Raw genomic sequence first — 20,519 nt, 5'->3', positions numbered from 1 at the left:
CCTTTGTGTTCAAGCTGCCCACCACCCGCATGGCGCTCAAAAACCTGTTGAGACGGCTCGACCTGACCACGCTGCAGCTCTTCCTCGCGGTCTATGAGGAGGGCACGCTCACGCGCGCGGCCGAGCGCGAGGCGATCGCGATATCGGCCGCGAGCAAGCGCCTGCTTGAACTCGAACAGGCCGTGGGCGCAACGCTATTCGTGCGCCGGGCAAGGGGCATGGAGCTCACGCCCGCCGGCGAAACTCTTCTGCACCACGCGCGCCGAGTGTTGCGCGACGTCGAGAACATCGGCATCGAACTGGCCGAGCATGCGACCGGCGTGCGCGGTTATGTACGCATGATGGCAAACCTTTCGGCCATCGTCGAATTCCTTCCCGAAGATCTGCGCGCGTTTTTCTCGATGAACGAGCGCATCAAGCTTGACCTCGAAGAGCGCCCGAGCAGCGGGGTAGTGGAAGGCATAGCCGACAGTCTCGCCGACGTCGGCATCTGCTCAGGAGAAGCCGATACACGCGGTCTCGATGTCTCGCACTACCGGCATGACTCGCTCGTGGTCGTGATGCGCGAGGATCATGCGCTTGCCGGCCGCGAGCAGGTTACGTTTGTCGAGACGCTGGATAGCGACTACGTCGGCCTGCATGCAGCCAGTTCCATCAACTTGCGCACGCATATGGCCGCGCGTCAGGCGGGTAAACCATTGAGGCTGCGCATCCAGGTGCCGGGTTTCGATGGCGTCTGCCGCATGGTGCAGGCGGGTCTGGGCATTAGCGTGCTGCCGCTCAAGGTATTCAACACTGTCGGGCGTCCGCTTGGACTCACGGCAGTCACACTCGACGAACCCTGGAGCCAGCGCGATCTGATTGTCGTAGTCCGCGACGCAGCGGCGCTCCCGCCAGTGAGCCGGATGCTGTTCGATCATCTGCTTGCTGTGGAGCACGACGAGCAGAAAGGCGCCTGAGCGTTCGCCATTCGCGAACGGTCATTGGCGAATTGCGGTTGGACGGGGCGCGCTGCCGGCTCCTAAGCTGTCTTCCAGATCAGGTTTTTGGGGGACATGCATCATGGCAGGACCGCTCGCAGGTATTCGCGTCATAGAAATCGGTACTCTGATTGCGGCGCCGTTCGCTGCCCGCATGCTGGGGGAGTTCGGCGCCGACGTCATCAAGATCGAAGCACCGGACAATGGCGATCCGCTTCGCAAATGGCGAAAGCTGCATGAGGGCACGTCGCTCTGGTGGTATCTGCAGTCGCGCAACAAGAAGTCCGTATGCGTGAACCTGAAGTCGCCGGACGGCGTCGATGTGGTCAAACGCCTCGCTGCGCACGCCGATGTTGTCATCGAAAATCTCCGTCCCGGCGCGCTCGAAAAACTCGGCCTTGGCTGGGACGTCCTGCACGCACTCAATCCCAAACTCACGATGGTCCGCATCTCCGGATACGGACAGTCGGGACCGTATCGCGATCGTCCGGGCTTCGGCGCGATCGGTGAGGCCATGGGCGGCATCCGTTATACGACTGGCGAAGCCAATGGCGCTCCGGCGCGCGTAGGCGTGAGTCTCGGCGACTCGCTGGCTTCGCTGCACGGGGTGATCGGCGCGTTGATGTCGATCCTGCGAGTGAAGACCGGGCAGGGCGACGGGCAAGTAGTGGATGTGTCGCTCGTCGAAAGTGTCTTCAATCTGATGGAAAGCCTGATCCCCGAATACGACTTGCTCGGGCATGTGCGCGAGCGCAGCGGCGGTGCGTTGCCGGGCATTGCGCCGTCGAATACCTATCGCACCGAGGACGACGGTTATGTGGTGATCGCGGGCAACAGCGACCCGATCTTCAAGCGCCTGATGCACGTGGTAGGGCGCGCCGATCTCGCCGATGACCCCGAGCTCGCCCGCAACGACGGCCGCGCCGCGCAGAGCACGCGTCTGGACGAAGCGATCGCGGCCTGGGCCACGCATCATTCGACGGACGATGTGCTCGCCGCACTCGAGGCGGCCGAAGTGCCTTCGGGAAGGATCTATTCTGTTGCCGACATCGTCGCAGACCCGCACTATCAGGCGCGTGACATGCTGCTCGACGCGGTGTTGCCCGGCGGGGTATCGGTGAAGATGCCGGGCATTGTGCCTAAACTCTCCGACACCCCCGGCGAAGTTCGATGGCAAGGGCCGGCTCTTGGAGAACATACGGATTCCGTACTATCTGACCTTGGATTCGATGCACGCGACGTCGCGCGACTGCGCAGCGAGGGCGCCGTGTAATGAATGATCCAATCGGGCAGGACATTCGCCCGTAGAAGCTTCACCTCCACATCACCAGAACACATATGACCGGGCGGCCGCAGGCCAGTCCGGCAAGGAGACGATCATGAGCGATCTTGGCGCCACTGCGGCCGTACCGCAAGCACACAGCGAAAACGACTTGAAAGCGGTCATCAGCAAGGTGGCATGGCGGCTGATGCCGCTGATCATGATCTGCTATCTGTTCGCGTTCTTCGATCGCATCAACATCAGTTTCGCGAAGTTTCAACTGCAAAGCGATCTGGGTTTCTCCGATACCGCCTACGGCCTCGGCGCCAGCCTCTTCGTGATCGGCTATGTATTGTTCGAAGTGCCGAGCAATCTGATGCTTTACAAAGTAGGCGCTCGCCGCTGGATTGCGCGCATCATGATTTCGTGGGGCATCGCCACGAGCGCAATGGTGCTGGTCGGTAACGAATGGCAGTTTTATGCGCTGCGTTTCATCATCGGCGCAATGGAAGCGGGCTTCGCCCCCGGCGTGCTGTATTACCTCACGTTGTGGTTTCCAGCGAGCCATCGCGGCCGCATCACGTCGATGCTGTTCCTTGCCTCAGCATTTTCCGGGCTTGTCGGCGCGCCGTTGTCGGGCCTCGTCCTGGGGCATATGGATGGCGTGCTTGGCATCCGTGGATGGCATTGGCTATTTCTGCTTGGCGGCTTGCCGTGTGTCTTGCTCGGCATCATGGTGCTGAAGCTGCTGAAGGATCGTATCGAAGATGCGGGCTGGCTGAGCGCCGGGGAAAAGTCGCTGCTGGCAAGCCGCATCTTGCGACAAGCACCGCATACCGACGCTAGCCGTTCGTTGCTCGACGCGATCAGGACACCCGGCTTCCTGGTGCTTGGGCTTATTTATTTCCTGATTCAGGTGGCGTCGTACGGTCTCAACTTCTGGGCGCCGCAACTGATTCGAAGCGCCGGTACGCACAATCCGACCACCATCGGTTTGCTGACGGCTGTGCCTTATATTTGCGGCGCGATCTGCATGGTCGTGGTGGGCCGCCTCTCCGATGCCTGCGGCGAGCGCCGCAAGTTTGTATGCGGGCTGTTGGTGATGGCGGCGCTCGGTTTTTTCGCCGCCGGCATCTTCGATAAGCAAACCGGTTTTCTTATTGTCGCGCTGGGCGTGATGGGCGCGGGCGTGGTGGCCTCGATCCCCGCGTTCTGGGCATTGCCGCCGAAGCTGTTGACGGGGGCGGGCGCAGCGGGTGGCATCGCGTTGATCAACACGATCGGGCAACTCGGCGGCATTGTGAGTCCGGTGATGGTGGGGCGGGTTCGCGACCTGACCGGGAGCACGACACCCGCGCTGTATGCGATCGGTGCCATGAGCCTCATCAGTGCATTACTCCTCCTGTTCGGCTTGCCGGAAATATTGAAGCAGAAGGATCCATCGGAGGCTCGCGCTTCCAGGAGATAAACTGGCCAGGCAGGAGCAAAAGCGCCGTTTCAACGCGAGTTGAAACGGCGTTTCCATTTGGCTTGACCACCTGAAGTTTTAAAAGAGGAAGCAAAAGGTTTCGCCGCGTTGCCGACAGAAATCCAGTTTGCGTCCGGTACTTTAGCCCGCTGCTTTGACGCATTAAAACAGTCCGAATCGGTTATCCAGATTCAAATGCGGCCAAAAATACCGCTTACTCCGGGCATCGGCCACTTGCTGGAAAAAGCGACCGGCATACTTCAACCAGTGCTTTAAAAATCGTCGTGACGCAGCCGTCCCGCAAGCACCTGCACCATCGTCGCGAACACAGTCAAGCTTCGATTTGCCTTGCCTCGCGCAACGATTCGGCGCATTCTTAATCGTTCCGATGCCGATGACCGCCTATTTGCATATCGGTCTTCAGCAAATTTCCACGACGGTCAGCGCAGTGTGTCCAGCGAGTGCGTTATGACCATCCATACAATCGAATATCGCGGCTATGCATTGCGCGCTTATTCGCAGCAGATTTTCCCGCCGCATGGTGATCCGTTTGCAAAAGGTCCCAAGCGGTTTTCCGCAATTGTTCAGATAGACGCAGTACCGTCCGACAGCGCGACGTCCAAGCGCTATTCGCCGGCCATCAAGGGCGCCGAGCCGGCTAGCGCCGACGAGGCAATCGAGCTGGCCATGCAATACGGTCGGGACATCATCGACGGCAAAGTACAGGCCGGTGCGCTGTATAACGCGCGAAGCGGGCGCTTTTCCCGCTCCGTACGACGGTTCCAGCCGTCCGTGCCGGCACTGTCTGTACCTTCGCTGCCAGGCGGCGCCGACAACGCCACATGAGCGGCAACGCTCGCAGTACCCACGCGTGACAAAGTCTCGGGACGTCACGCAATAACCGAAGATCATCATGAACGACACTGTAAGAAGCTACCGCGGCCTCGAAATTTATCCGCTGATCTACCCGCATAAGCCGCGCGGTGCGGACGGTTCGCGTCACTACGACTCGGGTTTCGACGCTGCGGTGAAGATTTCCCGCCGTGGCGCTGACGACAGCACGACCACCAGCCGCGTGTATCGCGTGCCGGGCGCCGGTCCGTTCAGCGGGTCGGGTGAGGCGCGGCTTGCGTCCACGCGTTATGCAGAACGGCTGATCGACGGCAACGTCGCGGGCGAATCGATCGCCGATCTATGAGTTATTCGCTCGATCATCAGCCCTTGGCCTCTTCGCTGGATAACCGGACGACCGACAAGCCGGCCGGGTGGGCCAATTACAACGTGGCAGCGTCGTCACGGCGCGCAACGGGCGGAACCATGCCCACGCTGCGCGTGACCCGGCTGAGCGACAAGCGCGTGATCTATCCGTTTGTTGGCTGCGCAGACATGCCGCTTTTCCCCGATGCACAAACCGCACGCGATTACGCCGAGCAGTATGGCGCAAGCCTTGTCGACGGCGACATCGCGGTGCCGGAGTAGGGCCTGACTGACAAGCCGGTGGCGGGCAACGGCTGCAATCGTTACATAACGTGACTAGGCTCAGTCCGAAATAGCTTGACACCGCTTCCCGCGGGACGTAATCTGCAGGTCGAAGTATTCAAGAAGCTCGATTGCTGTTCATCATTCTGCCTCGTTATCTCCGCGGTATTTGTTGTCCTCTCACTTCCTTGAAGCTTCTCTCGCCTCAATACGGGGTTGCATCATTTTTATATTTTCAAGGAATTCTCATGGATACCGGTATCGTCAAGTGGTTTAACGACAGCAAGGGCTTCGGCTTCATTACGCCTGACGCAGGCGGCGACGACCTCTTCGCCCACTTTTCGGAAATTCGTAGCGACGGCTTCAAGACGCTCGCCGAAAACCAAAAGGTTAGCTTCGAAACCAAGCAAGGCCCGAAGGGTCTGCAAGCTTCGAACATCACCCCGCTGTAATTGGTGATGTGATTTATCGCGTAAATCGGCTTGCGCTGGTTTACGCGAGCAGTAAATGTTTTCGCGGAGCTTCGGTTCCCGGTTGCGGTAGTCGCTTTTATTGAACGGCGCCGCTACCACCAGCATTGCACCTGTCTGCCTCTGCTTGCATCTGTTTGCACTTCCACTTTAGTCCGCTTTAGTCCCTCTGCAATCTCCTGCAACTCGCTGCCACACGTCGCGATCTAGCTTCGAACGCTAATTGTTCGTTGTCGCGCTTGTGATTTCGGCTGCTTTCTGCTGTTTTTCTGCTGTTTCCTCTGCGAATTTTTAGGCCTTGTGCCAATCATCAACGCGTCCTGACAATCAATGTTTGTCGGACCAGCGTTTGTTCGTGTGTATCAATCATGCATAACTCTAATATTTACCAGTACAACGGCTATAAAGTCATTCCCTCCGCACATCGTCTGCCTGATGGATCGTTTGCGTCGAACCTTTTGCTTGAACGCAATAGCGGCAGCGAGAAGGGCAACCGTTATCAGTTCCACGTTCTCGATTATTTCAAGAACGAAGCGCAAGCGCTCGGTCATTCACGCAAGTGGGCCCGGCACTGGGTCGACACCCGCGGCTGATCGTTGGCAGCGGGTCGATATGTGGCCCATCGAAACGGCTTGCTGCTAAAAGCAGAGTCGAGACATCCGTTTTCTTAAGTTCGATCTAGTCGACTTTTCTACTGTAGTTCCCTGACACGCGCGGCAAGCGCGATGTCCCGCCGGCGCACCAAAAGGTGCGCCGTTTTCATTTCCGGCTGACCATGCTGGACAAGGCTGATGGAGCTGCCGTGCATACTCGCGCTGCTTTTCGCGCCTCGCAGATGCGCTTTTTTAGTTATCCCGTCTTTCATGCGCTCATTGCGTTACGGCCAGGCTTTCTGATGAAGCCGTCGATCAGATAACGCTTCGTGCTGCAAACAAGTCTTTTTAGCTGGTCTCGTCGCGCTGTATTCTTGATGTCGACACGCTGGTTTTTCAGCACCGGTTTCCCTGGCGCATTCATATTCATATCGGCAATAGCGAACGTCATTCGAAGTCCCTGAGTCGATCGCTCTAAGTGTCTTCATCTCTTTCTAATGCCGCGGATTTGCGGTATTCCTTCCGGGCAGGCACGTGCACCCCAGCAGCGCGCTCATCCCAAATCCACAAGAACCGGAGCCGTCGATGTCCGTCTATCTTCTTGCCCTGCTGATCGGCGTTGTCGCCGGCCTCCGTGCGATGACCGCTCCCGCCGCCGTGAGCTGGGCTGCGCATCTGGGCTGGCTGCCTTTGCAGCACACGCCGCTAGCGTTCCTCGGTGCAACCGTCACGCCTTATATCCTGACCGTGCTCGCCATTGGCGAGCTGATCACCGACCAACTGCCGAAAACCCCTAGCCGCAAGGTGCCGATGCAGTTCGGCGCGCGGCTCGTGACCGGCGCGGTGAGCGGCGCCGCGTTGGGTGCGGTGGCGGGCTCAATGCTGGGCGGTGCGGTGGCGGGGCTGATCGGCGCTGTCGTCGGCACGCTGGGCGGTGCGAGCGCCCGCGGTGCGCTGGCTCGCGCGATGGGCCGCGATCTGCCGGCGGCGCTGATAGAAGATATCGTGGCGGTGGGCGGCGCGGCGCTGATCATCATGGCGTTGGCTTGAGCTTAGCTACCGGTGTCGACGTCGGCGTCGACGTGGTTTTCAGTACTGGCGCCGCTGCGGTATCGAAAAGTAAGTGGTGAGCATTTCGGCCAGGCGCCAAGTGGCGCAGGGGCGCCGGCAATGGGCGTCGAAGCCTGCATCTTTCAGGGTTTCGATCGGATCGGCCGGCCAGATATTGCTGATCGCGACCAACAACCGGCCGGTGATATCGGCGTCGGGGCGTAGTGCATTGATGAAGGCATAACCGGATTCGCTGTCGAGCCGCGTGTCCAGTATCAATGCCTGAGGTTTCCAGTTCTGCAGCAACGAACGCGCCGATTTGAGACTCTGGGTCTGCATGACCTGCAGCCCGGTCAGCCGCAGCAGTGCGGCAAGCGATTCCCCGATCAATTTGTCCTGATGGGCGATCAGTACCCGCGGTGAGCCTATCGGCATGCGTGCCTGCTTGCGGCTCCACAGTGCAAAGTGTCTCTCGTCATCCGTGCCTAAACGATTGCTCATGGTGTCCTCCTCCTGGTTCTATGTGACTGGGTGGGGCGCCGGAGCCGTATGACCTCCATTGACGGCAGCTTCGAGTCCGGCGTTGGGAGTGCTGCGGAATCGATGACGCAGTGTCGCGTTTAAGCATTTGCCGCAAAACCCGGTTGAGGAGGGGAACCCTGTGGTTTTTTCGGGGGGGCCACAGACCCTCCTTCGTATCCCTGCGAAAGGAGGGGTGGCGGCACCCCGACATGTCGGTACTATCAGGATGTGATTTACGGGAATGGCAATGGAAAACGGGAATTTCAAAACGGTGCTACTGGTCGAGGATGAGGGGCTTACAAGAAGCGCCATGAAAAGCCTGATCCTGGCCAATGAACCGTTGCTCGATATCGATGAGGCCGACGGCTTCGAACAGGCCACGGAGAAACTCTCCGAGCGCTCGTACGATCTCGTCTTCCTCGACTATCAATTACGGGGCAATTCCACGGGACTCGATCTGCTGCACTGGATCGGGGAGCAGGAGCGCGAGGTACAGACCATCATGCTGTCCGCACAAGACGACCGCGATACGGTGCTGGAATGCATCAGGAGCGGCGCATGCGGCTTTATTTCGAAGGCGAGTGAGCAAGGGGCGGGCGTGTTCCGCGAGGCCCTCAAGACGATTCTGAGCGGCCGCGTGTACCTGCCCAATAGCGTGCTGGGAAAGGGCGGTCACAGCCCTAAGCCGGTGTCGACGCATTCGGGCGTGACGGTCGAGTCGCTGAACTTGCCGCCACGCCTGACCGAGACGTTGCGCTATTTGCTGCAGGGTTTGTCGAACAAGGCGATTGCGAGAAAGATGAATATCAGCGAGAACACCGCAAAGGAGTATTCAAGCGATCTCCTCGCGCGGTTTCACGTGACGCGGCGGACCTTCCTGATCGTGGAAATGGCGCGACGGGGAATCGAGATGCCGATGGGGAATGCGGCGGTGGCCGTGGCGGCGCCGCGGTAGGTTGGCTGGACCTGAGAGATTTTTAAAAAAAAGAAGGATGGGCGGGCTTTGCCGCCGCCCTATCAGTACCCGTGTCTCTACAATGCCGCCAATGCCTTGCTGCTTTGGCAGGGAAACAATCAACAGGGCCTCGCGGTATCGCCCACCGAGCGGCCTGATATCAGCGACGCAATCTGCCTGCGCAATTCGGCGGGACTGACCGGTTTGCTCAGCACGTCGTGGTCGCATGCCAGCGGCACGATGGTCGCGGCGGGTTCGCCGGTCACGACCAGGCACGGGCAGCGCCGGCCGAGTTTCGTCGCGCCGAGCATGGCCACGTCGCGTGCTGTTTTCGAATCGCGCAAACGGAAATCCGTGATGATGAGATCCGGATAACGCTCAATGGTGCGCAGCGTCTCCTCGAACTCCTCGAAGCTGCCCGCGGAATCGAACAGCATGCCCCATTGCACGAGCAACGCTTCCGTCGACGCCCGCACGAGGCTATCGTCCTCTACCAGCAACGCATAGAGCCCATCTAGCGGCACGGTCTGCAAATCGGACGTCTCGCCCCGTGAACGCGGAGCGGTTTCACCGAGAGGCGAACCGCAAATAGGCATTTCGAGCGAGAACCGCGAACCGCGTCCTTCCGTCGATTTCAGCTCGATCCGATGCTCTTCCAGAATGGACACCACGGCGTTCACGATCGACAAGCCGAGGCCCAGTCCCCGGTCGTTGTCCTGCTCGGCATTGCCGACCTGGAAGAACGGCTGGAAGATCGAATCCCAATGTTCCGGTGCAATGCCAATGCCATTGTCCACCACGTCAATGCGCGTTCGCGTAGCTGAGCGCACCACGCCCACGATAACCACGGGCTCGGCTTTCTTGCTGGCATCGGCGTAACGAATGCCGTTCGACACCAGGTTCACGATGGCCCGCCCGAGCCAGTGCGCGTCGCTGCGTACATACACTGGCGCCGCGGGCATGCGCAGCCGCAGGTCCACGCCGTGCATGGCCGCGAGCGGGCGCAATTGTTCGGCCGCTTCGAGCACGGCTGTCTTGAGGTCGAACACGTGATAACGCGGCACGACGCGGCCCGATTCGAGCCGCGACAAATCCAGCACCGCGTTCAGGAAGCGTGCGAGGATCACCGACGAACGGCCGGATTCATCGATAAGCCGGGCGGCTTCGGTTACGTCGTCGTGATGCAGCGCTTCGGCGGCAGCCTGCAGGAAGAGATTGAGCGCGTGCATGGGCTGCCGCAAATCGTGCGTGGCGGCCGCGAGGAAATTCGACTTCTCCTTGCTCGCGGTTTCCGCCGCGAGCATCTGCTGCTCCTTTAACGCGAGCAATGCGTTGGTCTTGGTCTCCTGATCTTTCTTCGACGCCAGCAGATCCAGGTTCTTTTTTTCTAGTTGAACGTTTGCGGTAAGGAGCTCGTTATTGAGCACACCGAGCGCACGTTCCGCGGCGAAGCGTTCACGCGATACCCGTTCCGCGTGCACACACACGCCATGACCGATCACGACCACGTTGAAGAGATAAAACAGGCCCATGAAGAAGTCTTCGGGCGAAAGAATCCTGATGGTGACCTGCAGTAGGACAATCGATGAAAACGTGATGACCGCGGCCGTCAGCGCAACCCTCGACTTCAGATAGAAGAAGCCGAACTGAAAGAAAAATACCAGGTAGAGGCCGACGAAATACCACGTGTAGTTGAACGGCCCCGGCGCCAGGGCTACCAGCAAAAGAAGCAGCAAGTTACAGCCGTAGACGCCGGTGAGGATCACGCGCTGCGACGCGGCATGCGACGCGAACGAAGCCCTCAAGGTCAGGCTGCCGACGAACACCAGCAGCACGATCCCGGCTACCCGCAGCGCCATGATCTTCATGAAGACGGGCGCAAGCACGGCGCTCTCGCGCCCGAAATTGAAGTCGTACCAGAGAAAGCAGACCCACACGGTCAGCGCGAGAAGCGCTGACGCGCGGCGGAACGCGCAAAAGCGGCGGCTGTGGTCTTCGAGGAACTGGGCTTCGAGAGCGGCTTCAGGGAAGGGCTTGGGAATGGAGAGATTGCGTACCAGGCTCAGGCCCGCATCGCGCGCGGACGAGGTGAAGTCCCGCGACGGCTTGGGCGCGGCGATGTCGGCAATGTGCTCCGGAACGTCCATGATTCGCTCACTCGAAAAAGGGCGTGATCGATTACTTTAGCTGACCGCGCGCCTGAAGCAAACATCGTTTTTACAAAGTATATCGAGTCCTTACCTTTTATAACTGAGTGTCATGGGCCCGATGACCGGCGCGCGCTCGCCAATGACGGCTTGTCGCGCTAGGCTGGCTCTCACGCGTACGGGACAGCGATCGATCGGGTGTTGATTTGTCTGATCTTTAAGGACGCCGCTATATCGCCATACTGCCCCGAGGGTGACGGGTGAATATTTCTTCCATGTGAAGTCGCGAACGCCGAGCGCGGTCGCCCGCGATGCGGACCGGCTTCAGGACAACGACGAAAGCGTCCCTGCTTAGATCAACTCGGAGATCTCGATCAGATTCAGATCGGGATCGCGGACATAGACCGACCGAATTTTCTGCGTGGCGCCGGTACGCTCGACCGGCCCTTCAATGATCGGCCACTCGCACTGCTTGAGGTGCGCGATCACCTCGTCCAGCGGCACGGCCGCAATGAAACACAGGTCGAGCGCGCCCGGCACCGGCACATGCGCCTTCGGCTCGAACTCCTTGCCGCGCACATGCACGTTGATTTTCTGGTTACCGAAGCGGAACGCGGTTCGCCCCGCGCCGAAGGTTTCGAGCTTCATCTGCAGGACTTCGGTGTAGAAATGGCGGGTCGCCGCTTCGTCGATGCAAGTCAGCACGAGGTGATCCAGGTGATCGATGATGGCCATGTCAGGCTCCTTCTTTTGCGAACGCTTGTTGTGCGGGTGCGCCGCGTGCATCCATGGGCGGCGCGTCGTGCAGGTCGAGCCTGCGGCCTGCCTTGAGGATCTGGCTCGGCACGTCATGACCGATGAGCCCGGGTAACAACGCCGATGCGTTGAGCGCCACGGTGAGATCGACGCCGGTGTCGTAGCCGTCCAGTTCCAGCATATGTACCAGTTCTTCCGTACAGACGTTGCCGGTGGCACCAGGTGCGTACGGACAGCCGCCGATGCCGCCCAGCGAGGCATCGAAACGATCGATGCCCGCGTCCAGCGCCGCCAGCGTGTTGGCGAGCGCCATGCCGCGCGTGTTGTGGAAGTGCAGGGTGAGTTCGAGTTCGGGGAATGCACGACGCACACGCTCGCATAGTGCGTTCACCTGCGACGGATACGCCATGCCGGTGGTGTCGCAGAGTGTCACGCCATGCACGCCGAGCGCGGTGAAACGCTCGGTCCAGCGCAGGACCTCTTCCACCGCGACGTCGCCTTCCATCGGGCAGCCCATCGACGTGGACAGCGATACGTTGATCGCTACCGGCGTTGCTTTCACTACGCCGATCACCTCGCGCAATTGCGCGAACGACTGCTCGCGGCTCATGCGCAGATTGGCGCGGTTGTGGGTCTCGCTCACCGACATGACGAGGTTGACTTCATCGACGCCACACGACAACGCGCGTTCCGCCCCGCGCAGATTCGGCACGAGCACGGTGTATATCACGCCCTGACGGCGCGCAATGCCATGCATCACGGCTTCGGCGTCGCGCAACGCGGGAATGGCCTTCGGCGATGTAAACGACGTCACTTCGATCTTGGCGAAGCCGCATGCGCTCAAGGCATCGATCAGCGCGATCTTCGCGTCGGTATCGACGAATTGCTTTTCGTTCTGAAAGCCGTCGCGGGTCGCGACTTCCTGGATGTACAGGCGTTTCATGGGGCTCCTCATGTCGGGTGATGACGCGCTAGACGGACATCATGAACCCGCGTCGGCGGCCTGAAAATCGCTGGATTTTCCACGACCGTTTCCAAATTGGAAAGGCTCGTCAAGGTCCGCGAGCACCTGCATGCCAGAAGCTCCTTCGTTCCTGCTGCGGGTTCCGTAGCGAGCCGGCAACGATGACGTGCGAAGGCGTATTGCACGCAGATTTTGCAAATGGTAGGCGGTGTGCCATTCGTTAGGAGCGCTGTGTTCGTGCCCGCTCTTATTGGATTGTTATCGGGTTCATGTCGCTTCGGTCCTAGCACTATGACGCGATCGTTCTAGGAGCCGGAGTTATGGTCGCATCTACTCAAAGGGACCCATCCAGCGCGTTTCCGGTGTGCCGGCTCGCTAAAAAACCATCCTGCAACACCGTTCCTTTCCCAGGAGTCATCGAATGTCGAGAACGCTGGAAGCATCGCCCCCTGAAGTCGATCTGAAAACGCTGCGCAAGGTGATCCTCGCGGCGTCGATCGGCAACTTCGTAGAATGGTTCGACTTTGCCGCGTACGGTTTTCTCGCGACCATCCTCACGCGAGAATTTTTCCCCAGCGGCGACCCGGCTGTTGGGCTGCTCAAGACCTTCGCCGTGTTCGCCGTGGCGTTTGCATTCCGGCCGCTCGGGGGCATTGTGTTTGGTGTGATCGGCGACCGGATCGGCCGCAAGCGCACGCTCGCGTTGACGATCCTGCTGATGGCGGGCGCCACCACGCTGATCGGTTTATTGCCTACTTATGCCGCGATCGGCGCGTTCGCACCGTTGCTGCTGACGGTTATTCGCTGCGTGCAGGGCTTCTCCGCCGGTGGCGAATATGCCGGTGCGTGCGCCTACGTGATGGAGCACGCGCCGCAGCACAAGCGGGCGCGGTACGGCAGCTTCGTGCCAGTGTCGACGTTCTCGTCCTTCGCGACCGCCGCGGTGGTGGCCTACGCGCTCGACGCGTCGCTTTCCGCTGACGCCATGAGCACCTGGGGCTGGCGCGTACCGTTCCTGGCCGCTGCGCCGATCGGTCTGATCGGGCTGTATCTGCGAATGAATCTCAACGAAACCCCGGCTTTCCGCGCGCTCGAAGGCGAGCATGACGTGGCGCATGCGCCGTTGCGCGACACGCTGCGCACGCAGGCGCCAGGCATTTTGAAGCTGGGCGCGTTCATCTCGGTGACGGCGTTGTCGTTCTACATGTTCACCACGTATTTCGCGACGTATTTGCAGGTTGCAGGCGGGTTGAATCGCGCGACGTCGCTGCTGATTACGGTGATCGCGTTGCTGTTTGCGGCGGCACTGTGTCCGCTGGCCGGGTTGTATTCGGATCTGGTGGGCCGCAGGAAAACCGTGTTGACGGCATGCGTCATCCTGATCGCGACGGTCTACCCGTCGTTCTCGCTCGCGGGTTCAGGCCACTTTTTGCCGTCGGTGATCGGCGTGGGCTTGCTGGCGATCGGAGCGGTATTGTCGGGCGTGGTGACAGCGCCGTTGTTGTCCGAGGTGTTTCCGACACGCACCCGTTACACCGCTTCCGCCATCACCTACAACCTCGCGTACACGGTCTTCGGCGGCACGGCGCCGCTCGTCGCCACCTGGCTTATCACGACGACGGGCAACAACATGTCGCCGGCGTTGTATTTGATCGTGATCTCGGTAATGGGATTAATCGGTGGTTTGATGTTGCCGGAAACGTCGAAGGTCTCGCTGCATGGCGCGAGTCTTGCCCATCCCGATGCAACCGCCGGCGCGGCATTGAAAAGCGTACCGGGGTCAGCGGCCTAGCTGGTTGCTGCCAATTCGATAACCGTTAAAACGGACGCGTCCGGCTACTGCTGGACGTGTCCCGAGGCAGCGATCACGCGATGCACGAATCGCAGTTTTTCGACGACGGGCGGCGCGAGCGCGAACGGGTAGGCATCCGGCATGCCGAGGCTACGATTCAGGCTGTTTAATGCGTAGGTAAGCGGAAACCACTGTTTCATCAGATGATCGAAGGTGGTTTCGCCAGCGGTGGCCTGGAGTTCCAGCGTGGGGTCGAGCGAATTCCCTGGCATGAGGGCGACGCCGCAGGCCATGGCGGTATCGATGGTATCCACGATGTGCAGGTAATGTGCCCAGGTTTCCGCCCAGTCTTCCCACGGATGCGTCGTCGCGTACGCGCTCACGAAGGATTTGCCCCAGTCCGGCGGCGCTCCGTCCTTGTAATGCTTGATCAACGCTTCACGATAATTGGCCCGCTCGTCACCGAATAGCTTGCGAAAGCCTTTGACCCACGGCGTATTGGCGATCAGGCGATCGAAATAGTAGTGACCTATTTCGTGCCGGAAATGACCCAGCAGCGTCCGGTATGGCTCGCCCATCGAGAGCCGGACACGTTCGCGTTGTGCGTCGTCGGCTTCCGCGATGTTCATCGTGATCAGTCCGTTGTCGTGACCGGTCAGCACTTTTTTGCCGCGTTTGTCCTCGAGGAATTTGAACTGAAGCCCGGTTTTCGGGTTGACCTGACGCGATTCCACACGCAGCCCCAGCGCGCCGAGTGTGTAGAGCAGGCGGCGTTTCGCGGCTTCCAGGCGGAACCAGTAATAGCGGCGGTTCGCCACGCGCAGGTTGGGGATGGTGTGCGTGAGGCGGCAGGCGTGACAGAGCGGGTCGGCCGATTCGGCTGGAACCATCCAGTTGCAGACCTTTTCCACTTCGTAGTTATGACAGCGTTTGTACAGCGCTTCCGGGCGCTCCGGGTGCCGGCTGCGCCAGAGACCATTGCCGGCGTCGTCGAAGGCGCTGATTTCGGCAATTTCCGGGATGAAACCAAGCAGCGATTCGCAGCGTTCGCAGCGAAAATTCTCGAAGAACACCAGCTGATTGCAATGATTGCAATGGAAAGTTTTCATAGGCCGGGGGTATCGAAGTACATGGCGCATGTTCCCCTAGTATGGGCCGGCGCGCTGAATGTTCTTCGCAGCAACCTGCATGCCGCCGGGGAAATCATTCCCTGGGGCACGTCGACGCCTAGTTGTCTGCGCCAGCACTCGCCGCCGCAGGGTTCATCTCCCAACCGCCGCCCAGCGCCAGGAACAAATTGACCTGATCGAGCGCGACCTGTCCTTCTGCCGCCGCCAACTGCGCGTTCGTGGAGGTCAGTGTGCGCGTAGCATCCAGATCGGCAATAAACGATTCCCGTCCAGCGACGTAAAACCGATGCGTTTGATCAGCAGATTCAGCCGCGGATTTCTGCGCGGCCCGCAACGCATCGGCGCGTGTGTAATCGGCGGCATAAGTGGCGAGACTGGACTGCGTCTCCTGCAGCGCCTTCAGCACGACGCCATCGAACTGAGCGAGCGCAGCATCGGCGCCGTATTGCGCTTCGCGAATCCGCCCGCGTGCGCCGTTCACCGGAAAGGTCCAGCTAATCAGAGGACCGAAACCCCATCGTGCTGTGGGCTGTGTGCCGAGGTCCTCGAGAATCCCGGTCAAGCCAGCGGAAGCGCCGATACTGACCGTCGGATACAGCGCTCCGGTCGCCACGCCGATCCGCGCCGTCGACGCCGCCAGCTTGCGTTCGGCTTCGCGCACATCGGGACGCCGGCGCAGCAATGCGGCGCCATCGCCGACGGGCAGCGGCTGCGCGATCGTCGGCGTCTTGTTGCAGGCAAACACGCCCTTGGGCAGATCGGCGGGTCCACGCGCCAGCAGTGTCGCGAGTTGGTATTGCGCGACCTTCCGGCGTGCAGTGAAGACAGGAATATTCGCCAGGAGCGTGGCTACCTGCGTCTGGCCGCTCGTCACATCGGGTACATTGCCGCGCCCCGCTTGTTGCAGCCGTCGCGATACGGACACCCGCTGGCGCTGCAGGTCCAGCGAGCGCTGCGCAATGCCGAGTTCCTCCGCCGCCGAGCAATTCTGCACGTACGCGCGCACGACATCCGCCACCACGGTGATGCGGGCAAGATCGGCAGCGGCTTGGGTCGCGTCGCTATCGGCGCGGGCGGCTTCCACACCCCGGCGAATCACACCGAACAGGTCTATCTCATACGAAATGTTGATGCCGACATCGCCTTCGTTCGTGACCGGAAGCTTTTCCGTGAGCAAGTATTGCTCAGCCGATTCCTGCGCGCGTTTGAACGCGGCCGATGTGCCGCCTGAAAAGCCGCCTTGCGCTTGCGCCACGCTCAGGGCGGCGCGCGAGCGGCCGAGATTGGCGGCAGCGACGCGCAGGTCCGTGTTCGACGTCATGGCTTGCTGGACCAGATCGTCGAGGACGGGGTCATCATAGAGACGCCACCAGTGCATTGGTACGGCGCCGCCCGATACGGTCTTCTGACCATCCGCGCCGTCGAGCGGAGCGTTGGTGAACGGCGCGTTGACCACGGCATCTTTAGGCACCGAATAGTCGGGACCGACCGTGAAACACGCGGCAAGCGCGAGCACGAACGGCGTCAGGACGAGGGCGCGCGGCATGTTCATCGGTTCGCACCCGGCGCCGAGGCGTTCGCTATACCGCTAACCGGCGCGACACTACTTGCGTTGCCCGGGGCGCTCGCTGCACCGGACGCCCCCACGACACCGCTCGCGCCACCGGTCGCTGCCGCATTCGATTTGGCAAGCGGCGCGATATCGCGCACCGACACCGTCGCTGTCCGCCCCGCGATCATGCGAAAGTCTGCGGGCACTTCGTCCAGCGCGATCCGCACCGGAATCCGCTGCGCGAGCCGCACCCAGCTGAACGCCGGATTCACGTTCGGCAACAGGTTCGATCCCTGCGAACGGTCGCGGTCCTCGATCCCCGCCACGATGCTCTGCACATGCCCACGCAGTGTTTTGGGCTCGCCCATCACCTTGATGTCCACCTGCTGCCCGATATCGATGCCATGCAGCTTCGTCTCTTCGAAATACCCATCGACGCGAAACGAATACATGTCCACCACCGACAACACCGAGCGTCCCGCGGTGACATATTCGCCCGCGCGCGGCGCGCGATCGTTGAGATAACCGTCGACGGGACTCACCACCGTCGTGCGCTGCAGATTAAGCCGCGCGGTATCGATAGCAACATCCGCATCCGCCAACGCTGCTTCCGCCTGCTCCACGCGCGAGCGGCTTTCCTCGGTCACTTCACGCGCGACGAGATCGCCGAGCGTGCGGTTGCGGGCGTCTTCCCGGCGCGCTTGATCGAGCGTTGCGCGACGCTGCAAGGCCGTTGCCTGGGCCTGGCGCAGTGCGAGCGCATAACGTGCCTGATCGATGACAAACAGCACCTGCCCCGCGTTCACCGGCTGGTTGTCGGCCACGTTCACGCTCACGATCAACCCGCCCACGTCGGGCGCCACTTGCACGACGTCGGCGCGCACGTGGCCGTCGCGGGTCCAGGGCGCGAACATGTAGTAGCCGACCAACCGCCACAACACGAACGCGGCGATCGCCACGACGACGAGCGTAAAGAGAATCTGTCCAACGGAGAACCAGGTTTTTTTCACGGTAATAGCCGATGCGAAACGATGACCACGATGCCGAGCACGATCACGTAGATCGCGAGATCGAAAATGGAGCGATGCCAGACGAAACGGTAAAGACCCACACGCGCGAACACCCGGGTGACGACCAGGCAGAGCAGGTACGAGACCAGCATCAGGATCAGCACGGCGGGCAGGAAGACACCGTAGATATCGATTTCGCCGATCATCGCGAGGTGCCTTCAAAAAGGGAGCGGAGGGAGCGGCGTTTCATGCAGCAGGCTCCGGTTCGGGCGGCAGCCCGGGCGTGAGCGTTTCCGGGAACAGCGATAAACGCATGCCGACCAGCGCATGCAGCGCATCGCGAATCTGACGGACGGGGACGGGGCGAGGCTGACCCGGCTGCGCCGCCGCTGCGTGGACTTGTGCTTCCGCTTCCGACTGCACTGCGCCGCCGCGCCGCGTGATGCGGTCCAGCGCCAGATCGATCGACGTTTCCAGGCTCGCCGGCACCGGCTGGCGCACACCGCGCTCCACGCACTGCTGGAAATAGGCACGCACGCCTTCCAGCACGCGATCCACCGAAGCGAGATCCGCGTCGTGCAGACGCCGCCGCAAACGCCGCAGATCGAGTGCGTTGAAGGCAATGCGCAGATCGCGAAAACTGTCGATGGCCGGATGACGCTGGTCATCGCTGGCAGCCAGACGCGGGATGATCTGCATCAGGCGGTCAATCATGCGCGCGGTGAGATTTTTGTGATCGGCGACGGGCCGCGTGGATGCGCTCAGCACCACGTCGCGCCAAGCCGAGCGGACCAGCCGCGCCGCCGCCAGTTCAGCGCCGAACGGCCGCGTCACGCGGGTCCAGACGAACGCGAACAACAAACCCGCCGGGCCGGCCAGATTACTGTTCATGAAGGTCAGGAAGTTCGCGTCATAGGTCCCCTGGATGCTGATGAACGTGGCCGTGTTCACGGCCGTCAGCATGGTCGCGAGGTTGAATTGCGGGCGAGGGATCAGCGTGCCGATCAGGATGAACGGTACGGCGAACATGATCACGAGCATGGGGAAGTCATGCACCGTCGGCAGGACGACAAACAGGTACAGTCCGGCGAGCACCACGGCAAGACACGTATAGGTGAAGAACGCAAACACTTGCGGCGCGGGTTCATCGAGGGCGGCGAAGAAACAGCATGCGACCGCCGCCAGCACGACCGCGCTCGCGCCGTCGTTCCAGCCGGACGCGATCCAGAGACTCGACGAAATGAAAATGGCGAGCACCGCGGAACCCGCCGAGAACAGCAACATGCCGCGATCGAAGTATTGCTGCGTGCCGCCGAGCCGCCAATGCCGGTATCGGGGCTGCCAGCGACCTTGTTCGTTCGTGATGATCACACGCAGGGCGCGGCAATCCTGCCAGACATCCACGAGTTGTTTCAGCCGCCACAGCGTGCTCGACAGCAGCGCGCCTTCCCAGGTTCGCAGCCCGTCCGGATCGGGTTGCAGGCTCGCGATCCGGCTGCGCAGCGCATCGGCTTGCGGATCGGCGTCGGCGGGGGCTGATTCGTCGATGCGCGTCGACAAGGGTTCGTCGAACCATTTGATGATGTCGGCGAGCAGCGGCTCGAGGCCGGGCGGCGGCGGGTTCTTGCCGCCCAACAACACTGCAAGCGGGTCGCCGATTGCCGACATGATCGGCAGCAACAACTGCATCCGGCCGCGCAGTGCCTGCGCCCGCGCCAGCACGTCGGGCCGCGTGTGGTCGTAGGCGAGCTGGCTCAAGAGAAATTCGAGCCCGTTGACGGTGATCGCGAGCCGTTGCCGGCACGCCGAGATAGTCTTGCCGCCCATCCGCCCGGAGAGCGTTTCTTTCGCGTAGAACGCGGCGTCGCGGAACCACGCATCGGTCCGTTCGATGAGCGTCGGCGCAAGCCGGCTCGGCAAGATGGCGCCGCCGACCACGCTGGCGCACACGATGCCGAGCACGATCTCCTCGGTCCGCGAGACGGCGAGATCGAAGATGCCGGCTGGGTCCATCACGGAGGGCAGTGCGATGAGCGGCATGGTGTAGCCGGCCAGCATGAACACATAACTGCGCGCGGTACGGTCGTTGATGGCGAGGAACAGCAGCGTGCCCGTCCATAACGCGACCACTGCGCTGAACAGGTAGGGCGACTCGACGAAGGGCGGCACGAACAGCACGGCCGCCGACGCGCCGATCATGGTGCCAAGCGCACGATACAGCGCCTTCGAACGAGTCGCGCCCACGAACGGATTCGACACGATATAGACCGTCGCCATCGCCCAGTAAGGACGCGGCAACTCCAGCTTGAGGCCGATATACAGCGCCAGCATGGAAGCCGCGAAGGTCTTGACCGAGAATATCCAGTCGCGCGAAGTGGGGTACGTCATGG

At 61.2% G+C, this 20,519-nt stretch carries 21 protein-coding genes; 11 read left to right on the top strand and 10 right to left on the bottom strand.

Annotated elements, in window-relative coordinates:
- Positions 1 to 29 precede the first annotated feature (29 nt).
- From EOS_RS11000 to EOS_RS10965, 8 genes are all read left to right on the top strand, one after another.
- A complete protein-coding gene (locus EOS_RS11000) occupies positions 30 to 959 on the top strand; it encodes a LysR family transcriptional regulator (protein ID WP_047846702.1) in 930 nt (309 codons plus the stop codon).
- Positions 960 to 1,062: 103 nt separating this feature from the next.
- Positions 1,063 to 2,253 (top strand): CaiB/BaiF CoA transferase family protein, encoded by a 1,191-nt coding sequence (locus EOS_RS10995; protein ID WP_047846642.1) that lies wholly within the window; start codon positions 1,063 to 1,065, stop codon positions 2,251 to 2,253.
- 106 nt (positions 2,254 to 2,359) lie between these two features.
- Positions 2,360 to 3,709 (top strand): MFS transporter, encoded by a 1,350-nt coding sequence (locus tag EOS_RS10990; protein WP_047846641.1) that lies wholly within the window; start codon positions 2,360 to 2,362, stop codon positions 3,707 to 3,709.
- A 468-nt stretch (positions 3,710 to 4,177) separates the two neighbouring features.
- Positions 4,178 to 4,555 (top strand): hypothetical protein, encoded by a 378-nt coding sequence (locus tag EOS_RS10985; protein WP_063779069.1) that lies wholly within the window; start codon positions 4,178 to 4,180, stop codon positions 4,553 to 4,555.
- A gap of 67 nt (positions 4,556 to 4,622) precedes the next feature.
- On the top strand, positions 4,623 to 4,907 hold the full coding sequence (locus EOS_RS10980) for a hypothetical protein (RefSeq protein WP_047846640.1): 285 nt from the start codon (positions 4,623 to 4,625) through the stop codon (positions 4,905 to 4,907).
- Positions 4,904 to 5,188, top strand: coding sequence for a DUF6723 family protein (locus tag EOS_RS10975; protein WP_053063838.1), 285 nt, complete (start codon positions 4,904 to 4,906; stop codon positions 5,186 to 5,188). The genes EOS_RS10980 and EOS_RS10975 overlap by 4 nt, the downstream gene beginning before the upstream one ends.
- A 248-nt stretch (positions 5,189 to 5,436) precedes the next feature.
- Positions 5,437 to 5,640 carry a cold-shock protein gene (locus EOS_RS10970; RefSeq protein ID WP_031362000.1) on the top strand — a complete coding sequence of 68 codons (204 nt, stop codon included), beginning with the start codon at positions 5,437 to 5,439 and terminating at the stop codon, positions 5,638 to 5,640.
- Between the two features lie 386 nt (positions 5,641 to 6,026).
- A complete protein-coding gene (locus tag EOS_RS10965) occupies positions 6,027 to 6,251 on the top strand; it encodes a hypothetical protein (RefSeq protein ID WP_047846639.1) in 225 nt (74 codons plus the stop codon).
- A gap of 268 nt (positions 6,252 to 6,519) precedes the next feature.
- On the opposite strand, the gene EOS_RS10960 is transcribed toward EOS_RS10965, so the two are convergent.
- On the bottom strand, positions 6,520 to 6,702 hold the full coding sequence (locus EOS_RS10960; RefSeq protein WP_047846638.1) for a hypothetical protein: 183 nt from the start codon (positions 6,700 to 6,702) through the stop codon (positions 6,520 to 6,522).
- A gap of 134 nt (positions 6,703 to 6,836) precedes the next feature.
- On the opposite strand from EOS_RS10960, the gene EOS_RS10955 reads away from it, so the two are divergent.
- A complete protein-coding gene (locus EOS_RS10955; RefSeq protein ID WP_047846637.1) occupies positions 6,837 to 7,301 on the top strand; it encodes a membrane protein in 465 nt (154 codons plus the stop codon).
- A gap of 39 nt (positions 7,302 to 7,340) precedes the next feature.
- Here EOS_RS10955 and EOS_RS10950 read toward each other — a convergent pair whose 3' ends face one another.
- Complete coding sequence (locus tag EOS_RS10950) at positions 7,341 to 7,802, bottom strand: response regulator (protein ID WP_047846636.1); 462 nt, start codon at positions 7,800 to 7,802, stop codon at positions 7,341 to 7,343.
- 262 nt (positions 7,803 to 8,064) lie between these two features.
- On the opposite strand from EOS_RS10950, the gene EOS_RS10945 reads away from it, so the two are divergent.
- A complete protein-coding gene (locus EOS_RS10945; protein WP_326972917.1) occupies positions 8,065 to 8,778 on the top strand; it encodes a response regulator transcription factor in 714 nt (237 codons plus the stop codon).
- A 119-nt stretch (positions 8,779 to 8,897) separates the two neighbouring features.
- Here the strand turns inward: EOS_RS10945 and EOS_RS10940 are convergent, their stop codons facing one another.
- The 3 genes from EOS_RS10940 to EOS_RS10930 all read right to left on the bottom strand — a co-directional run bounded on the left by EOS_RS10940 (position 8,898) and on the right by EOS_RS10930 (position 12,636).
- Positions 8,898 to 10,925, bottom strand: coding sequence for an ATP-binding response regulator (locus EOS_RS10940; protein ID WP_047846634.1), 2,028 nt, complete (start codon positions 10,923 to 10,925; stop codon positions 8,898 to 8,900).
- Positions 10,926 to 11,276: 351 nt separating this feature from the next.
- Positions 11,277 to 11,660 (bottom strand): VOC family protein, encoded by a 384-nt coding sequence (locus EOS_RS10935; RefSeq protein ID WP_047846633.1) that lies wholly within the window; start codon positions 11,658 to 11,660, stop codon positions 11,277 to 11,279.
- 1 nt (position 11,661) lies between these two features.
- The gene (locus EOS_RS10930; protein ID WP_047846632.1) at positions 11,662 to 12,636 is read right to left on the bottom strand and encodes a hydroxymethylglutaryl-CoA lyase; all 975 of its coding nucleotides are present in this window, start codon (positions 12,634 to 12,636) and stop codon (positions 11,662 to 11,664) included.
- A gap of 430 nt (positions 12,637 to 13,066) precedes the next feature.
- Between EOS_RS10930 and EOS_RS10925 the strand changes: the two genes are divergently transcribed.
- Positions 13,067 to 14,437, top strand: a complete 1,371-nt coding sequence (locus tag EOS_RS10925) for an MFS transporter (protein ID WP_047846631.1) — start codon at positions 13,067 to 13,069, stop codon at positions 14,435 to 14,437.
- 44 nt (positions 14,438 to 14,481) lie between these two features.
- Here EOS_RS10925 and EOS_RS10920 read toward each other — a convergent pair whose 3' ends face one another.
- The 5 genes from EOS_RS10920 to EOS_RS10900 all read right to left on the bottom strand — a co-directional run bounded on the left by EOS_RS10920 (position 14,482) and on the right by EOS_RS10900 (position 20,517).
- The gene (locus EOS_RS10920) at positions 14,482 to 15,546 is read right to left on the bottom strand and encodes a zinc-binding metallopeptidase family protein (protein ID WP_047846630.1); all 1,065 of its coding nucleotides are present in this window, start codon (positions 15,544 to 15,546) and stop codon (positions 14,482 to 14,484) included.
- A gap of 118 nt (positions 15,547 to 15,664) precedes the next feature.
- Positions 15,665 to 17,119, bottom strand: coding sequence for an efflux transporter outer membrane subunit (locus EOS_RS10915; protein WP_082163306.1), 1,455 nt, complete (start codon positions 17,117 to 17,119; stop codon positions 15,665 to 15,667).
- Positions 17,116 to 18,129: an efflux RND transporter periplasmic adaptor subunit gene (locus EOS_RS10910; protein ID WP_047846629.1), complete on the bottom strand. Its 1,014-nt coding sequence runs from the start codon at positions 18,127 to 18,129 to the stop codon at positions 17,116 to 17,118. The genes EOS_RS10915 and EOS_RS10910 overlap by 4 nt, the downstream gene beginning before the upstream one ends.
- Positions 18,126 to 18,335 carry a DUF1656 domain-containing protein gene (locus EOS_RS10905; RefSeq protein ID WP_047846628.1) on the bottom strand — a complete coding sequence of 70 codons (210 nt, stop codon included), beginning with the start codon at positions 18,333 to 18,335 and terminating at the stop codon, positions 18,126 to 18,128. The genes EOS_RS10910 and EOS_RS10905 overlap by 4 nt, the downstream gene beginning before the upstream one ends.
- A 40-nt stretch (positions 18,336 to 18,375) precedes the next feature.
- A complete protein-coding gene (locus EOS_RS10900; RefSeq protein ID WP_047846627.1) occupies positions 18,376 to 20,517 on the bottom strand; it encodes an FUSC family protein in 2,142 nt (713 codons plus the stop codon).
- Between the last annotated feature and the right edge of the window lie 2 nt (positions 20,518 to 20,519).

Origin of the sequence: Caballeronia mineralivorans PML1(12), from assembly GCF_001028175.1 — a bacterium.
GTDB lineage: Bacteria > Pseudomonadota > Gammaproteobacteria > Burkholderiales > Burkholderiaceae > Caballeronia > Caballeronia mineralivorans.
This window is presented reverse-complemented; position numbering and strand designations above follow the sequence as displayed.

Bases quoted from the DNA above. Each gene is read 5' to 3' on its own strand.
- EOS_RS11000 (WP_047846702.1), top strand. From the start codon at position 30: ATGGCGCTCAAAAACCTGTTGAGACGGCTCGACCTGACCACGCTGCAG.
- EOS_RS10995 (WP_047846642.1), top strand. From the start codon at position 1,063: ATGGCAGGACCGCTCGCAGGTATTCGCGTCATAGAAATCGGTACTCTG.
- EOS_RS10990 (WP_047846641.1), top strand. From the start codon at position 2,360: ATGAGCGATCTTGGCGCCACTGCGGCCGTACCGCAAGCACACAGCGAA.
- EOS_RS10985 (WP_063779069.1), top strand. From the start codon at position 4,178: ATGACCATCCATACAATCGAATATCGCGGCTATGCATTGCGCGCTTAT.
- EOS_RS10980 (WP_047846640.1), top strand. From the start codon at position 4,623: ATGAACGACACTGTAAGAAGCTACCGCGGCCTCGAAATTTATCCGCTG.
- EOS_RS10975 (WP_053063838.1), top strand. From the start codon at position 4,904: ATGAGTTATTCGCTCGATCATCAGCCCTTGGCCTCTTCGCTGGATAAC.
- EOS_RS10970 (WP_031362000.1), top strand. From the start codon at position 5,437: ATGGATACCGGTATCGTCAAGTGGTTTAACGACAGCAAGGGCTTCGGC.
- EOS_RS10965 (WP_047846639.1), top strand. From the start codon at position 6,027: ATGCATAACTCTAATATTTACCAGTACAACGGCTATAAAGTCATTCCC.
- EOS_RS10960 (WP_047846638.1), bottom strand. From the start codon at position 6,702: ATGACGTTCGCTATTGCCGATATGAATATGAATGCGCCAGGGAAACCG.
- EOS_RS10955 (WP_047846637.1), top strand. From the start codon at position 6,837: ATGTCCGTCTATCTTCTTGCCCTGCTGATCGGCGTTGTCGCCGGCCTC.
- EOS_RS10950 (WP_047846636.1), bottom strand. From the start codon at position 7,802: ATGAGCAATCGTTTAGGCACGGATGACGAGAGACACTTTGCACTGTGG.
- EOS_RS10945 (WP_326972917.1), top strand. From the start codon at position 8,065: ATGGCAATGGAAAACGGGAATTTCAAAACGGTGCTACTGGTCGAGGAT.
- EOS_RS10940 (WP_047846634.1), bottom strand. From the start codon at position 10,925: ATGGACGTTCCGGAGCACATTGCCGACATCGCCGCGCCCAAGCCGTCG.
- EOS_RS10935 (WP_047846633.1), bottom strand. From the start codon at position 11,660: ATGGCCATCATCGATCACCTGGATCACCTCGTGCTGACTTGCATCGAC.
- EOS_RS10930 (WP_047846632.1), bottom strand. From the start codon at position 12,636: ATGAGGAGCCCCATGAAACGCCTGTACATCCAGGAAGTCGCGACCCGC.
- EOS_RS10925 (WP_047846631.1), top strand. From the start codon at position 13,067: ATGTCGAGAACGCTGGAAGCATCGCCCCCTGAAGTCGATCTGAAAACG.
- EOS_RS10920 (WP_047846630.1), bottom strand. From the start codon at position 15,546: ATGAAAACTTTCCATTGCAATCATTGCAATCAGCTGGTGTTCTTCGAG.
- EOS_RS10915 (WP_082163306.1), bottom strand. From the start codon at position 17,119: ATGAACATGCCGCGCGCCCTCGTCCTGACGCCGTTCGTGCTCGCGCTT.
- EOS_RS10905 (WP_047846628.1), bottom strand. From the start codon at position 18,335: ATGATCGGCGAAATCGATATCTACGGTGTCTTCCTGCCCGCCGTGCTG.
- EOS_RS10900 (WP_047846627.1), bottom strand. From the start codon at position 20,517: ATGACGTACCCCACTTCGCGCGACTGGATATTCTCGGTCAAGACCTTC.